The 15,912-nt window shown below is 52.9% G+C and carries 13 protein-coding genes; 5 read left to right on the plus strand and 8 right to left on the minus strand.

The features are described 5' to 3' along the window. Positions 1-52 precede the first annotated feature (52 nt). From N24_RS12250 to obgE, 4 genes are all read right to left on the minus strand, one after another. Entirely contained in the window at positions 53-1,351 is a 1,299-nt protein-coding gene (locus N24_RS12250) for a glutamate-5-semialdehyde dehydrogenase (protein WP_096457550.1), read from the minus strand. Positions 1,352-1,398: 47 nt separating this feature from the next. Continuing rightward, positions 1,399-2,313: a D-isomer specific 2-hydroxyacid dehydrogenase family protein gene (locus N24_RS12255; RefSeq protein WP_096457553.1), complete on the minus strand. Its 915-nt coding sequence runs from the start codon at positions 2,311-2,313 to the stop codon at positions 1,399-1,401. 57 nt (positions 2,314-2,370) lie between these two features. Further along, the gene (gene proB / locus N24_RS12260) at positions 2,371-3,480 is read right to left on the minus strand and encodes a glutamate 5-kinase (protein ID WP_096460161.1); all 1,110 of its coding nucleotides are present in this window, start codon (positions 3,478-3,480) and stop codon (positions 2,371-2,373) included. 229 nt (positions 3,481-3,709) lie between these two features. Beyond that, positions 3,710-5,218: a GTPase ObgE gene (gene obgE / locus N24_RS12265; protein ID WP_096457556.1), complete on the minus strand. Its 1,509-nt coding sequence runs from the start codon at positions 5,216-5,218 to the stop codon at positions 3,710-3,712. 220 nt (positions 5,219-5,438) lie between these two features. On the opposite strand from obgE, the gene N24_RS12270 reads away from it, so the two are divergent. Further along, on the plus strand, positions 5,439-7,373 hold the full coding sequence (locus N24_RS12270; protein WP_167382108.1) for a solute carrier family 23 protein: 1,935 nt from the start codon (positions 5,439-5,441) through the stop codon (positions 7,371-7,373). Between the two features lie 66 nt (positions 7,374-7,439). On the opposite strand, the gene N24_RS12275 is transcribed toward N24_RS12270, so the two are convergent. After that, positions 7,440-8,357 carry an aldo/keto reductase gene (locus N24_RS12275; RefSeq protein WP_167382109.1) on the minus strand — a complete coding sequence of 306 codons (918 nt, stop codon included), beginning with the start codon at positions 8,355-8,357 and terminating at the stop codon, positions 7,440-7,442. A 78-nt stretch (positions 8,358-8,435) separates the two neighbouring features. On the opposite strand from N24_RS12275, the gene N24_RS12280 reads away from it, so the two are divergent. Further along, positions 8,436-9,059: a hypothetical protein gene (locus N24_RS12280; protein ID WP_096457562.1), complete on the plus strand. Its 624-nt coding sequence runs from the start codon at positions 8,436-8,438 to the stop codon at positions 9,057-9,059. Between the two features lie 421 nt (positions 9,060-9,480). On the opposite strand, the gene rpmA is transcribed toward N24_RS12280, so the two are convergent. From rpmA to N24_RS12295, 3 genes are all read right to left on the minus strand, one after another. Further along, a complete protein-coding gene (rpmA, locus tag N24_RS12285) occupies positions 9,481-9,747 on the minus strand; it encodes a 50S ribosomal protein L27 (protein WP_015651857.1) in 267 nt (88 codons plus the stop codon). Positions 9,748-9,796: 49 nt separating this feature from the next. Further along, entirely contained in the window at positions 9,797-10,102 is a 306-nt protein-coding gene (rplU, locus tag N24_RS12290) for a 50S ribosomal protein L21 (protein WP_003859302.1), read from the minus strand. A gap of 223 nt (positions 10,103-10,325) precedes the next feature. Then, positions 10,326-13,355: a translation initiation factor IF-2 N-terminal domain-containing protein gene (locus N24_RS12295; RefSeq protein ID WP_096457565.1), complete on the minus strand. Its 3,030-nt coding sequence runs from the start codon at positions 13,353-13,355 to the stop codon at positions 10,326-10,328. Positions 13,356-13,569: 214 nt separating this feature from the next. On the opposite strand from N24_RS12295, the gene N24_RS12300 reads away from it, so the two are divergent. The 3 genes from N24_RS12300 (at position 13,570) to N24_RS12310 (ending at position 15,882) form a co-directional block, all read left to right on the plus strand. Beyond that, on the plus strand, positions 13,570-14,307 hold the full coding sequence (locus N24_RS12300) for a hypothetical protein (protein WP_096457568.1): 738 nt from the start codon (positions 13,570-13,572) through the stop codon (positions 14,305-14,307). Positions 14,308-14,385: 78 nt separating this feature from the next. Then, entirely contained in the window at positions 14,386-15,429 is a 1,044-nt protein-coding gene (locus N24_RS12305) for a pirin family protein (protein WP_096457571.1), read from the plus strand. Next, positions 15,430-15,882: a carboxymuconolactone decarboxylase family protein gene (locus N24_RS12310; RefSeq protein WP_096457574.1), complete on the plus strand. Its 453-nt coding sequence runs from the start codon at positions 15,430-15,432 to the stop codon at positions 15,880-15,882. Positions 15,883-15,912: the final 30 nt, after the last annotated feature.

The raw sequence follows: 15,912 nt of genomic DNA on the forward strand, positions 1-15,912 counted from the left end.
AAAACCTTAAATACTGGGTCCCTGTGTTTGCTCGTGCCACCTATGACCTTACTTAAGGCCTAATTTGACCAGTACCTTGAAGAATCCACTTGGTGGAGGTTAGTTCAGGCAACGCCATTGGACCCCTGGCGTGTAGTTTCTGGGTGGAAATTCCGATTTCTGCGCCCATTCCGTACTGTTCACCATCGGTGTAGGCCGTGGATGCGTTAATCATCACGGCTGCGGCATCGACGCGGTCGGCAAAGCGTTGTGCGGTTTCAATGTTTTGGGTGGCGATCGCTTCGGTGTGCTTGGTGCTGTACTTAGCGATGTGTGCAAGTGCTCCATCAACGCCATCGACAACAGCCACGGCAATGTCGAAGGAAAGATACTCGGAATCCCAGTCAGTTTCGGTTGCTTCTACAACATCGGTTGCTCCGAACGCTTCTAGTTCAGCAACACGTCCGTGAATGGTCACGCCTGCGTCCTGGAGCGCACGGACTACGGCGAGCTTGTCGGAATCGCTGAGGGAGGCGTCGAGAAGCGCTGTTTCGGTGGCGTTGCAGACGCTGCAGCGGCGGGTCTTGCCGTTGATGAGCATGGCGATTGCCTGATCAAGTTTGGCTTCAGCATCAACGTAGAAGTGACAGTTTCCGGTGCCGGTTTCAATGGTGGGCACAGTTGCGCCAGTAACCACTGCGTTGATAAGGCCTGCGCCTCCGCGAGGAATAACCACGTCGACTAAGCCACGCGCGGTGATGAGGTCTTGGACGGAGTCACGTGTTGCGCAAGGAAGTAGTTGCACAGTTTCGCGGGGCAGCTCGAAGCGTTCGAGGACGTCCTGCAAGATTTCTACCAGTTTGGTGTTGGAATGCACGGCGGTGGAAGATCCACGCAGCAACGCTACATTGCCAGATTTAAGTGCCAGTCCGAAAGCATCAACGGTGACGTTGGGGCGGGCTTCATAAACCATGCCCATCACGCCTAGTGGGACGCGCACCTGCTTCATTTGGATGCCGTTTTCCATAACGTGGCCACGCAGCACTTCACCGACAGGATCATTAAGTCCTGCGACTTGGCGTAAACCACCAGCAATGCCTTCAATGCGGGACTCATCTAAGGCAAGGCGATCAATTATGGATTCTTCCATGCCGTTACTGCGCCCTGCCTCGATGTCTAATGCGTTGGCGGCAATGATTTCCGCACTGCGTGCAACGAGCTCATCTGCTGCTGCACGCAAGATAGCGTTCTTCGGTCCAGTGCCCAAGACTGCGATATCGGGAACGATGTTTTTCGCTGCTGTTGCTTTAGCTAGAACTTCATTGCGCTCGTTGTCACGTATCTGGGCATCAGTTAGGGTCGTTGAACTCATGGTTGCCCACTATACAGACCCTTGTGGCCGATCACACCATGAATTGTTTAGTAGCCGGCCACCACATCAACTTCGGTGGCCATCTCTTTACCAGCTTCAAACAGCTCAATATTGCGCAGAGTTAACTCGCCCGTCAACGCACGAATCCGCTCACCTGTGTTGGCAGTATGAGGTGTGATAACAACATTGTCCATCTCCCACAGTGGGTGTCCATCAGGGAGTGGTTCAGGATCAGTAACATCAAGCGCTGCCCCACCAATGGTGCCGTTATTTAATGCTTCGACAAGATCATCAGTATTGATCAGCGGTCCGCGGCCGACGTTGACTACTACCGCACTGGGCTTCATCTTGGCCAAGGTCTGCGCATTAACAATCTGATACGTACGATCAGTCAACGGCAAGATGAGCACAAACACATCGGCTTCGGCCCACACATGATCGGCATCATCCATGGCAAAGGTTTCATCTGCACCTTCGACCGGGCGACCTGAGTTATTTACCGCGATGGTTTTCACATTAAACGGCTTAAGCATCTCAATTAACCGCACACCAATGCCACCGGCACCTAAAATGGCAACTGTTTTATTGTCATGCAGCCACAGCTTCTTATCTTCTACCTCAGCGCGCACGTCCCAGGTTTTAGACAACCGGGTCGCAGCATGCACATGAAGCTGCGCCAAAATTAAACCAATCGTGGATTCCGCAACTGTATCGGCATAAAGTCCCGCCGCATTTGCCCACCGTGCTTTGTCATTAACCACACCGCGCTTAACCAGCGCATCAATGCCGGCCATGGAAGCCTGCACAAACTTAATGTTGTCTGGAAGATCCGGGAACTCTGGGGCAGATCCGTTAAAGAAAATGAAGTCTGCATCTTTAATATCTTCAACACGCTCGTGTCCGCCGCCCTCGATGACAGCGGTCGTGGACTCCCACAAATGTGGATACATCACAAACTTCATCTTCAAACTCCTAAAAAATTGCTTGTCGACGCCTCCCGCCACCGGCAGGGCCGCGCTTTACGCGCGGCTGGCGTAGTTGGACAGGTAATCTGCATGCACTACGGGCCGCTGCAGTCCATCTGGAAGGTCTTGCGTTTGCATACCAACCATTGACTGCAAGGTATCAGAATCATAGGACACTTCGCCTCGCCCAATGATTTGCCCTGCGGGTCCCAAGATCTCCACGATCTCGCCTTGCTGAAAATCACCGATGATTTCCGTAATGCCCACTGCCAACAAAGACTTTCCGCCAGAGGTCACTGCTTCTACTGCGCCGTCATCCAGGCGAATCTTTCCTGCAGTATCTGCTGCATAAAGCGCCCAGAACTTCCACGCCGAAAGGCGGTTTTCTTTCGGATGGAACACCGTGCCCACATGAGCATGCTCCAAGGCGGGTCCGATATTGGCGGCTGACGTCAGCAAAACGGGCACGCCACTTCTCGATGCTAAACGTGCAGCTGACACCTTTGATGCCATGCCACCAGTGCCTACTTTTCCGCCGTCACCAGCAATGACTCCTTTCAAGTCATTGCCATCGCGAACTTCGGAGATGAATTTAGCGGTCGGGTCGCTTGGATTTTTATCAAAGAGTCCATCCACGTCACTGAGCAGCACCAAAGCATCAGCTGATACCAAGTGAGCCACAATGGCGGCAAGGCGATCGTTATCGCCAAAGTTCACACCCGTGGTTGCCACCGTGTCGTTTTCATTAACGATCGGCACTGCTCCAAGCATGCGCAACTTGTCGATGGTGCGCTGTGCATTTCTCGCACGATCTCGTTTGCCAGCATCTGCAGCGGTGAGCAAGACCTGGCCGATTGGTCGGCCATACCTGGCAAATGATCGTCCCCACTGGTGCATGAGGTGGACTTGCCCAACAGCAGCCGCTGCCTGTTTTACAGCCAAATCAGTGGGCCTGGTGGACAATCCAAGTGGAGCCATGCCGGCGGCAACGGCACCCGAGGACACAACGATGAGGTCGGATCCAGCTTCCATGCGGGCCTGCAACGCATTGACAATCGTGTTGATTCGGTTGGGGTCAACGGTGTGGCCGTCTTCATCGTTTGTCAACGATGATGAACCAATTTTCACCACCACTCGCTTTGCATTGGTGATGCGCTCACGCATTCCGGATTCATGTCCGTATGCGGCGCTGTCTTTGGTGTCCGGATCCACTGCCGGGAAGCTTGCACCGATGCTTGCTTCCTGGCTGTAGGGGGTGACAGGAAGCCCTGTCACCGGCGCCATTTGAGTTGGCGTTGGGAGATTATCCCGGAGTCGAACGCTTTCTGGTGTGTTCTGCGTGTCATTCATAGCGATACCATCGTATACACGCAGCCACTAACAATGTCGCGTTTTATCCTTCCCAACGTTCGCGAGAGGCCTCTTGGCCATCGCCGTAATCCAACTCATCGATAAGGCCACGACGTACCTGAGATGCACGTTTACGCTCTGCTGCAGAGATTCGAGAGGTTTGTTCAAGGCGCACATCTGTACCGCGACCAGTCAAGATTGGATCGTCTCCAGCTGTGGTCATTGGTTCCCATTCAAAACTAATGCCACCGATAGTGACATTGGCACCAACGTGTGCACCGGCTTTGCGCAGGCCGTCTTCGATGCCCAATTTAGCCAAACGGTCTGCCAGGTAGCCCACTGCTTCGTCGTTTTCAAAGTCGGTCTGCAAAATCCACCGCTCTGGCTTTTCACCAGTAATGATGAATCCGCCAGGAACCTCTGGATCAGGATTGATCTGGAACTGCCCCTTAGTGCGGTGATCCACAGCCTTTGGCTTGATGATCACAGATTCAGCCAGCTTTTCCTTCGGGCGCTTCTTTCGAGCGTCTTGCACGATTTCCAGCAGCTTGTACTTCAAAGGATCCAAACCCTTGCGTGCTACAGCGGAAATGATAAAGACAGGCCACCCGAATTGCTTTTCAATGTCTTCTTTCAAAAACTCAGCAAGCTCTTCAGCTTCAGGAACGTCAGCTTTGTTGAGCACGACGATGCGTGGGCGCTGCCCTAGATCACCAAGTCCGGTGTCCTCATCTAAAGCGGACTGGTAGGCAGCAAGTTCTGCTTCCAATGCCTCAATATCAGAGATGGGGTCGCGACCTGGATCCATGGTTGCTGTATCGACAACATGGACCAGCACTGAGGTGCGCTCAATGTGGCGTAAGAAGTCTAGGCCCAAACCTTTGCCCTCTGACGCACCTGGGATCAAACCAGGAACATCAGCCATCGTGAAGGTTTCATGGCCAACATTAACCACACCCAGGTTGGGCTGAAGAGTGGTAAATGGATAATCACCAATCTTTGGCTTTGCCGCAGACATCACGGAGATCAACGATGATTTACCGGCAGATGGGAATCCCACTAGCCCAACATCTGCCATGGACTTCAGCTCAAGGACCAAGTCATGGGCTTCACCGGGCTCACCAATGAGAGCAAAGCCAGGAGCTTTACGTGCTTTGGACGCAAGTGCTGCGTTGCCCAAGCCACCATTACCACCGGCAGCGGCAATGAACTTCATGCCCACAGTTGTTAGATCCGCCAAGGTTTCTCCCTTGGAATCAACAACCACGGTTCCCGGAGGAACTTCTAACACAAGATCCTTGCCACGGGCACCGTTGCGGTGATCGCCAGCGCCGTTAGCTCCGCGCTCGGCTTTTACGTGGGGGTGGAAGTGGAAATCCAGCAAGGTGTGCACCTGGGAAGAAACTTCCAAGATGATGTCTCCACCATGTCCACCGTTGCCGCCGTCGGGACCACCAAGTGGCTTGAATTTTTCTCGGTGCACCGAGACACAACCATTGCCGCCGTCACCTGCGGCGAGGTGTAGCACAACGCGGTCAATAAATCGGTTCATAAATCGGTGTCACTCCTGATCAAAATAAAACGGGCGCCGACTTGAGAAAAATTCTAATGGAATGTGGGCGCCAAGGTTCTTCGATCCTACCAGTGACAACACCATTGTGAATAACTGAAAACCAACGATCCTATCTGATTATTTTGTGCAGTGTCGGAAAAAGAGGACAATACTGTTGGATAAATTTCATATCGAGGACGAAGGGACACCCCCGAACGCCGTGACAACAGCGACCACGAACCGGACCAAACACCCGGTCGATCAATTGCCACCCGCCCCCAAACTAGCAGCTCTAGGTCTACAACACGTGCTTGCATTCTATGCAGGCGCGGTCATTGTTCCACTGCTTATCGCGCAGTCGTTGAACCTGGATACTGCAACAACAATTCACCTGATTAATGCCGATTTGCTCACGTGTGGCATCGCCACCTTGATTCAGTCAGTGGGTATTGGTCGCCACATCGGTGTACGACTGCCGATTGTTCAAGGTGTCACCACCACTGCTGTTGCTCCCATCATCGCCATTGGTTTAGGCGTTACCGATGGTGAAGGTGGCGTGGCGTCACTGCCCGCCATCTATGGTGCCGTGATTGTGTCCGGTATTTTCACCTTCTTCGCTGCACCGGTGTTTGCTCGTTTCCTCAAATTCTTCCCACCGGTTGTTACTGGCACAGTGCTGCTGGTCATGGGTGCTTCTCTGTTGTCGGTTTCTGCCAATGACTTTGTGAACTACGCAGAAGGAATCCCTGCTGCCAGGGATCTGGCTTATGGTTTTGGCACCTTGGCTGTCATCATTTTGGCCCAGCGTTTCTTCAGAGGCTTCATGGGCACTTTGGCTGTGCTCATCGGTTTGGTAGGTGGCACCGCGATTGCCTTGCTGTTGGGTGATGCAAACTTGGATGAAGTGGGTAATGCTCAAGCTTTTGATATCACCACCCCGTTTTATTTTGGTGTTCCTGAGTTCAACGCCGTTGCCATTTTCTCCATGATTATCGTCATGATCATCACCATGGTTGAGACCACCGGTGACGTATTTGCAACGGGGGAAATCGTCGGCAAGCGGACTCGCCGCAATGATGTCACCCGCGCACTGCGCGCTGACGGCCTGTCCACCCTGATTGGTGGCGTCATGAACTCCTTCCCTTACACCTGCTTCGCGCAAAACGTAGGACTGGTGCGCATCACCGGTGTGAAATCGCGTTGGGTAGCAGCAGCTGCAGCTGGCTTCATGATCATCCTCGGTGTGCTTCCAAAAGCCGGTGCCATCGTTGCATCCATTCCTTCACCTGTTCTTGGTGGCGCTTCCCTTGCACTGTTTGCCAATGTTGCGTGGGTAGGCATTCAAACCATTGCTAAATCTGATCTGACCGACGGCCGTAACTCCGTGATCGTCACCTCTGCGCTTGGACTTGCCATGCTGGTGTCCTTCCGCCCAGAAGTAGCCCAAGCATTCCCAGAGTGGGCACGAATTTTCGTCTCCTCTGGCATGTCCGTGGGTGCTATCACCGCGATCTTGCTCAACTTGCTGTTCTTCCACGTTGGACGCCAAACTGGTGGCCAAGTTGCCACCTCGAAATCCGGCAAACGCATCACCTTGGACGTAGTTAATGATATGGGCCGCGCTGAATTCGTTGACACTTTCGCGCCGCTGTTTAACAGCAAAACCTGGCCTTTGGAAACAGCATGGGAATCACGCCCCTTTGCCAACGTCACCGAACTACGCGAAGCAATTCAGGTCGCAGTACTTACCGCGCCACTTGAAGACCGTGAAGCACTCATCCACGACTACCCTGACATGGCCCAACTTCTTCTAGCCACCGAAGAAGAAGCCGCCACCATCTCACAAGACCGCGGTTCCCTTGGCTTGGTTGACCTTGATGATGTCGATCAAGAAAAACTCATCACCGTCACCGAGCAATACCGCGAGCGCTTCCACATGCCATACGTTGCCTACTTTGACACCATGGACACCGTAGACACCGTTGTCGCCGCGGGCCTTCGCCGCCTCGATAACTCAGACGAACAAGAACACCGCCAAGCACTTTCAGAGATCATCGAAATCGCCAATGATCGTTTTGATATTTTGCTTGCCGACGCCAACCCCGCCCGCTCAGCGTTCGACCGCAAATTCACCGAGACCGATTTCCTCGGCTAAATCTTTTTAACAACGGCTTAGGGGCCGTCAACTTTCTATTAAAAGTTGACGGCCCCTTACTCTTTTCTAATTCAGATCATTGGGGTGCGAGCCACCACGTGCATTGCGCTCAAGAGCAGTAATTGCAGCCATCTCCTCATCGCTGAGCAAGAAATCAAAAACATCAAAGTTTTCCACCATGCGACTCTTCGTCACAGTCTTAGGGAAAACGATGAAACCATTTTGCAGATGCCAACGAATAACCACCTGGGCTGGAGTTTTACCATGCTTCTTAGCTGCTGCAGCGATTGGTTCCTCAGCACCTAGATCATAACGACCCTGCCCCAACGGTCCCCACGATTCCACTGCAATTCCCGCAGCCAAACTTGCCTCTACCGCATCGCGCTGCTGCAGCGCTGGGTGCAATTCAATCTGGTTAATCGCAGGCACAGTAGTGGCCTCCGCCAAAAGCTTTTCTAAATGTTCTGGCAGGAAGTTACACACGCCAATGGAACGAGCACGATCACCAAGCTTTTCCAATGACTTCCACGCAGCAACGTAGTTGTCATTCTTTGGTGCCGGCCAGTGCACCAAATACAGATCAACATAGTCAAGGCCAAGCTTTTGCAAGGACTCCTCAAAAGCTGCCTCTACATCGAGCTGGCGGTCATTCCACAACTTAGTGGTAATAAACAGCTCTTCACGAGGAATCCCAGACTTAGCAATAGCTTTACCCACGCCTTCCTCATTGCCGTAAATCGCAGCAGTATCAATGTGGCGGTACCCCACCTCTAGGGCTTCAGTAACCACTCGCTCCGCCTCATCGGCATCAACCTTAAACACACCAAAGCCAAGCTGTGGAATGGTCTTGCCGTCATTCAACGTAACCACAGGAACGCCTTCAAGCTTAGATTGCTTATTCTTCTGATCCATCAAAGACTGCATCAACTTATCGCGCTCTTCCTCTGGTGAACCAAAAAATTGGCCAGTGCCCACAACAGACATGTTTTCTCCTACGTACTCGTTGATGTGATTGGGGATGAATTCGATAGCCCAGACTACGCGTATCTACACTTAGATACCATGAGCTACGACTTTGTCCTGTTTGAAACCGATGGCGATCCCGGCAGCGCCCGCATTTCCAAAACTCCCCTGACCGAACGCATTGATTTCGCCACACCATCCACCACCCCTGTGTTGGAGTCACTAGCAGCTGGCTTAGCTGAAACAGCTCCCGAAAACGTCAAATTAGAAGACGATGCGATCCACCTCTCTGGCGATCGCTGCCTCTACGTGGTTACCAACTACAACTCAGCAGAAGAAGCAGCGCAATGGCTTACCTCGATCGCCTTCGATTACGGACTGGGTCTTGCCGATATGAATGCAGATACCATCTTGCTATTCGGCGATGAAGACTCCGATGCCGTCGTGCAAATCGACGATTGGTTCTCCCCTGCGTTCTCCGCCTACGGGCTCCCCCATTTATTGGTAGAGGTCATGCGGCTGAAAGATTCCAAGACTCCGTATCTCCGAGTGACCCTTGCTGCTGATGATTCCAAATTCATCCAAACCTTGTACGAAATTGACAACAAGCAGTGGTTGGTTGAATCGTCTTCCTCCTCAGGCACCGAGGAAACCCACGTGAAGACCATTAATGATGTGTTGGAGCTTATTGAATCGTGGTTTAACAAGGAGACTGCTGTCTAAAAGTGGCCCTTCATCGTGCGATGACGATGGATCACAGCGACATTGAGGCCTAGGGGAAAATATTTGCGAATATCTACCACAAACCAATGAATTTTAAAGGTTTGTGGTGAGTATTTGCATAATACGCCCGGAGTCATGCAAATTTTTGACCGATTCCGATGGCGAAGTGCACGTTTGTGGTGAGTTCTTGACCAGTAGACTTTCAGCTTTCACACCTGTCCCACCTGCCTCAAAATGAACAGCCTCTAGAAGCCCTTTTAACGGGTCAAACAAGTCGCTCCCATACTAAGAGTCATTTGAGCTAGCTCGACCCCTCAAATCGCCTCTCCTGGCTTTTTTAAAAATCCACACAAAAAACTGCCCCTCACCTTTCCACAAGGAAAAGCAAGGGGCAGTTTTAAACTCGTTGAGTGAGTGTGACTTAAGCGTCAACAGCCTCGGTCTCGACGATGTTCACCAGGCGACGGTTGCGCTTGGTGGAGAACTGGACAGCGCCAGTCTTCAGTGCGAACAAAGTGTCGTCGCCACCGCGACCGACGTTCTCACCTGGGTGGAACTTGGTTCCGCGCTGACGGATCAGGATCTCGCCTGCGGAAACCTGCTGGCCACCGAATCGCTTAACGCCAAGGCGCTTGGACTCGGAATCACGACCGTTGCTGGAGCTTGATGCACCCTTCTTGTGTGCCATGTGGTAATTCCCTCCTTCAAAAGGAAAAACTCATAGAAAGCCCGGAGGCTTACTTGATTCCGGTGACCTTCAAAACGGTCAGGGGCTGACGGTGTCCCTGGCGCTTCTTGTATCCGGTCTTGTTCTTGTACTTCAGGATCTTGATCTTCGGGCCCTTGGTGTGCTCGACGATCTCGGTGTTGACGCTCACGGAAGCGAGCTTGTCAGCGGCGGTGGTTACATCGGCGCCATCGACGAGCAGAACCGGGGTGAGAGCCACGGATGCACCCGGCTCACCCTCGATCTTCTCGACCTTAACGAGGTCACCTTCGGCAACCTTGTACTGCTTTCCGCCGGTCTTGACGATCGCGTACATAGAGGGCTACCCCTTATCTGATTCTCGGCTCAGGTACTCGGATGATGAGTCCCTGATTGGACTTACGTTTACAATTGCGTTTTAGACATGCGGAGCCAAAATGACCTCACGTCATGCACACATTCGCCTGAAATGGGCAATTGGGCATTACTGACATTGCCTAAAACAGCGACTGTCCAAGATTACCCCTAAAGGCGGCTCTAACACAAACCGCCCTTATACCCTAGCTACGTGGTGTGCGTCGGGTGGCCCGTCGGCGACGGCCTGGGTTGGTTTGCTCACTTGCAGCTACCTTGCCTTGTGGCTGCTTCTTCGGCGTTTGGTTTTTAGCTGTAGCTTTCTTCTCTTCTACAGCCTTTGAGGTCACACGCACGGCACGACGACGCTTCCGACGGCTTTCAGGCTGATCAAACTCCACCTGCGGGGTGTCCACATGTTCCACCACATCCTGCACCACCGGTTCAGGGGTGTCCACTAGTTGGCGTCGTACAGCACGTCGACGGCGCCTTGTTGAAGGCAAGCTGGACGGTGCACCGGAGCTCACCTCGCTTGGTCGGTTACGACGAGGTGCTTTCCTAGCAGCAGCCTTAGGCTCTTCAACTTCTTCCACTGCTGGTGCGAAGTCTTCCGGCTTTGGTGCGTGATCGGAGCGGGAGTTGCCACGGGTCTTGCGACGCCTGCGAGGGCTTGCCTCAAATTCTGCAAGGGCCTTTTCGTAGCTACCGGAAGAAGCAGGCTCCAAATCCGAAACATAGGATGATCCGGATGGTTCATCTGGATCTTCTTCCTGGGCAGTGTCTACTGCAGCAGCGGCAATCGCTGCGATATCGGTAGCGCTGTCAGCTTCTTGAGCATTTTTTGCTTTTCGACGAGCTCTCCTGCGTGGCCCTTCTTCGGGAGCAACGGTGGATTTAGCAAGGATGCGCTCAGGTTCATCCAGGTTGTCATTAACAACATCATCGAGGTCGGCATCGTCTAATACGATTACTGATGCTGCTAGCTCTTCAAATTCTTGATCCAGATCGTGGTCGTCGCTTTCCACGAGGTCGCGCATGGCAACAACCATGGGGTGCTCTGCAGCTTTTTTAGGGCTGTTTTGAGTCCGCTGGTTGTGGCGGCGGCTGCGCTCTTCAGCCTTTGCTTCAACACGTTCATCTACGTGGTCTACCGGATCGTCGTGAACAACAATGCCTCGGCCTTCACAGTGCTCACATGGCGTGGAGAAAGTTTCCAGCAGTCCAGTGCCAATGCGTTTGCGGGTCATTTGCACAAGACCAAGTGAGGTTACTTCAGAAACCTGGTGGCGGGTGCGGTCATTTTCTAAAGCTTCGTTGAGGCGACGCAGAACCAGTTCTTGGTTTTCTGGCAGCACCATGTCGATGAAGTCGACCACGATCATTCCGCCAAGATCACGAAGTCGCATTTGGCGCACGATTTCTTCGGCCGCTTCTATGTTATTAAGCGTGACGGTTTCTTCCAGGTTGCCACCACCTTTACCGGTGTAGCGGCCCGTGTTGACGTCGATCACCGTCATGGCTTCAGTGCGGTCAATGATCAGTGATCCACCAGACGGCAGATTCACTTTTCGTGACAGCGCTTCTTGCAACTGAGTATTAAGGTCAAATGCTTCAAACGCATCCTTGCCGTCAAATTCAGCGCGATCGAAGTGTTCAACACGGGATACCAAATCAGGAGCTACTGATTGGATGTAGGCGCGCACGGTGTTCCAAGCGCGGTCGCCATCGACGATCAATGAGGTGAAATCTTCATTGAAGAGGTCGCGAATCACCTTTACCAGCATGTCTGGTTCTTCATACATGGTGATCGGCTTGGAACCGCGAGATTTCTTTTCTTTCGCGGTGCGTTCCTTGATTTGCTCCCAGAGGGTGTGCAGGCGGTTGACGTCGGCTGCAATATTTTCTTCTGATACACCTTCAGCAGCGGTTCGGATGATGGTGCCACCTTGGGCCGGTACAACGCGACCAAGGATTTCCTTGAGGCGTTTACGCTCAGGTCCAGGCAGTTTGCGGGAGATTCCAGCGCTGCGTCCACCGGGCACATACACCAGGTAGCGGCCAGCCAGCGAAATCTGAGTGGTTAGGCGTGCACCCTTGTGCCCCAGAGGATCCTTGGATACCTGCACTAGAACTTGGTCGCCAGCTTTCAGTGCCTGCTCGATGCGGCGTCCGCGTCCGCCAAGTCCTGCGGCTTTCCAATCTACTTCGCCGGCGTACAGCACACCGTTGCGGCCTTTTCCAATGTCAATGAATGCAGCTTCCATGCTGGGAAGGACGTTTTGCACGCGTCCCAAATAAATATTTCCCACCATCGACATCTGCGCATCAGAAGTGACAAATTGCTCGACCAGCTGATCATCTTCAAGCACACCCACCTGGGTCACCAGACCTGGGTGATCGTGGCGTTGACGTTCGCGCACAATCATGCGACGCTCCATCGATTCGCGTCGCTCCAGGAATTCCTGGGTACTCACCACATGGCGCTTCTTTTTGTTTTCTTCGCGCATTTCCGAACGGCGACGACGTTGCGCCTCCAAACGAGTTGATCCCTTAATACCAACGGGTTCGTTGACCTCTTCAACTTCGCTTGTCGACGCCTCCCCACTCACTTCGGTGACGGTCTCCGGTTCAGCTCCACGTCCGCGGCCAGTTCCGCGACGGCCACGGCGCTTACGCGCCGAGCGTTCGCGGGCCTGTTCATCGTCGGTGTCGTGCACGTTTTCGGTTGGAACTACAGCAGGGGCCACGAAAATTGGGGTATACACGGCTGGTTCAGCTGGTGCCGGCGTGATCTCTGGAATGACATCTTTAAGGAGCTCTGCGTGTTCTTCTTCGCGGGCTGCAGTTTCGAAATCTGTTGATTGTGCTGCTTCGGCTAGTTCGCGTTCAACTTTTTCTTCGATTTGGTGGATTTCATTTTCCACATTCTTTTCCACGCGTCGACGAATCCGCTCTACAGGTTCGACGTCGGGGACGGCAGAAGGTTCAGCTTCGCGCACTGGTTGGGACAGGGCGTCGAGAAGCTTTTCTACTTCCTCTTTGCTCAGGTTGGACTGCGCTACCTTGACCAGGCCGATGCCGTCTAGGGCTACCACAACGTCTTTAGAGGCCATTCCCAATTGTTTAGCCAGCTGATGAACTCGGGTTTTTTCCTTTAATGAATCCCGATCGAATTCCGCAGCTAACACAGCTGAGGGAGAGATTTCAGCTTCAACTGCCTTGTTATTTTTTGGCACGGCTCCACTCCTATTTTCTTATCTCCGCGATTGAGTACTCCACCCGGGCGCTGCTAGGGACAAAATCTCCTAACGCCGCCGCGCAGGTGCGTGCATCAATCTAAAATTGTGTTGTCAAAAATTTTCCGACCCGTAAATTATATTCGGCAGGCCTGCTGCCATTCTTCCACAAGTCATAGGCCAACCTTGCATTCATTGACTAGTGTCGGCGAATATGAACGAAATAGAGAAACGGATCGGTGCCCAGTCCCCAGCGCTGTGGAAGTTTTTACCACTGATCACCCTTGCTGCAGTTACTCGTGTGTCCTTTGAAGTGGAACCGTGGGCAGCAATCCCGCTTCTTATTTTGACTGTTGCTTCTGTGCTTTTGCCGTTTCCGATTTCAAAAAATAAAGGCCTGCGTGATATCGACGCCTGGAAGATCCACACCACGCAGGGAGATAAGAGGCGAGCTGCACAGCACTTGATCATTCCCGCAACGGCGTTGGCTATCGATATAGTTGAGCTGCCTTCATTGATTAATGCCCCTCCAATTGCAACCGCAGCAGTGTTAGGTGGCATCTACGGTGCGTCCATAGCCGTTGGTGCTTACAGAGCGCACCGACTTCCCTATATTCACGCTAAGGAACGTTTAGCTGAACTTACCCAAAGCGCTTCTTTAGATGGTCTACGCTCGGATGATCTAGAGGTCCTTGAACATCCAGAATCCCGCGATTTGGTGCGGTGCTTACTTGCCCATGGTGCCGTGGATGGAACACGAGTGATGGCCAGGCAGGTGGCGCGTGTACTGGACACAAAAGTGGCCGATGTACATCAGGTGGCTCGATCATTAGAACAGCACGGCCTGGTGAGCCGCTCGACGATTATGTCCGGCGGGGACCCTTCAAAAGTATTCATCGAGGTCTCTTTAAAAGGGCTTTCTGCAATCAAGGCGCTTGAATCCGGCCGCTAGGTTGTTGACACATCAACATAAATCTTGGCTATACTTGAGGGCAGATTTCCTCAGCCCAGGAGAAGCCCGGAGAATCCCATGTCCAATGCAGAAACACACCCCGTTGAATATCAAATAACTAACCACGCACCCGGCACCGCACTCAATCCACAGTGTGAAGACGGTGCAAACGTTGAAATCATCACCTCCCGCGAAGTCCCACTCGGTGGACCACGCGCCATGACGGTGCGCCGCACACTCCCCCAACGCCAACGATCACTGATCGGTGCTTGGTGCTTTGTTGATCACTACGGCCCTGATGATGTCTCCCTAACCGGCGGCATGGATGTAGCTTCCCACCCACACACTGGTCTGCAAACTGTCACCTGGCTTTTTGAAGGCGAGGTAACCCACCATGATTCCGGCGGAAACCACGCCGTGGTCCTACCTGGTGAGGTCAACCTCATGACAGCCGGTGCCGGCATTTGCCACACTGAAGTATCAACTTCTTCCACCACCACGTTGCATGGCGTGCAACTTTGGACGGTTCTTCCTGACAAGGACCGACAAGGTCCACGCCGCTTTGACCACTTCGCACCTGAAGAAATTGGAGTAGAAGGTGGCACCGCACGTGTCTTTTTAGGCTCACTGTTTGGACAATCGTCACCTGTGCATACTTTTAGCCCACTCGTTGGTGCAGAAATCCACGTCAACCCAGGTGAAACAGTCACTTTTGATATCGATCCCACCTTTGAACACGGTCTGCTCGTAGATTCCGGCGAGGTCCAATTAGAAGGTGTTACCGTCGAGCCCACTCAGCTGGCCTACACCGGCATCAACGAAACCCAGTTGAGAATCCGCAATACCGGCACCACCCCAGCACGTACTGTGCTGCTCGGTGGGGAACCCTTCGAAGAAGACATCGTGATGTGGTGGAACTTCATCGGCCGCAGCCACGACGAAATTGAAGAGTACCGTAAGCAATGGCAGGCAGAATCCGAACGTTTTGGTGTCACCCACGGATATATCAGCCACAGCCGTGATGGACTAACCAGACTTCCAGCACCAGAACTTCCCAACGCTGCCATTAAGGCACGTAAGAATCCCGCACCAACTGCACGACCAGAAACGAGAATTGATTAAATGCGCTCTGCTCACGGCCCCTACATCGATAAATTTTTCCCCGAGCCTTATAAAAACATGCTCGAAGTGACCAAAACCCTGCGGAAAATTTATCCCGAGGTTGACCTGCCAACCTCTTTGATTGAGTTGGTTAACGTCCGTGTTTCACAGATCAATGGTTGTGGCACCTGTCTTAGTTTGCATGTCCCTGCTGCACGCCGAGCCGGAGTTCCAGAAAAGAAACTCGACGCCCTAGCAGCGTGGCACATGGTTGATGAGTTCACCGTAGAGGAAAAGGCTGCGTTGCAGTTGGCAGAATCTTTAACTCTGTTGGAATCTCGGGAAGGCCATCTTGCTGCACGCACAGCATGCAGCGTTTTTGCAGAGGAACAAGTAGCTGCCTTGGAGTGGGCTATCGTGGCGATCAATGCATTCAACCGCATTTCCATTGCTAGTGGTCACCCACTGCTTTAGTATCCAGGCAGCAAAAAACTCCCGGCCATG

It is taken from the genome of Corynebacterium suranareeae (genome assembly GCF_002355155.1).
Lineage (GTDB): Bacteria > Actinomycetota > Actinomycetes > Mycobacteriales > Mycobacteriaceae > Corynebacterium > Corynebacterium suranareeae.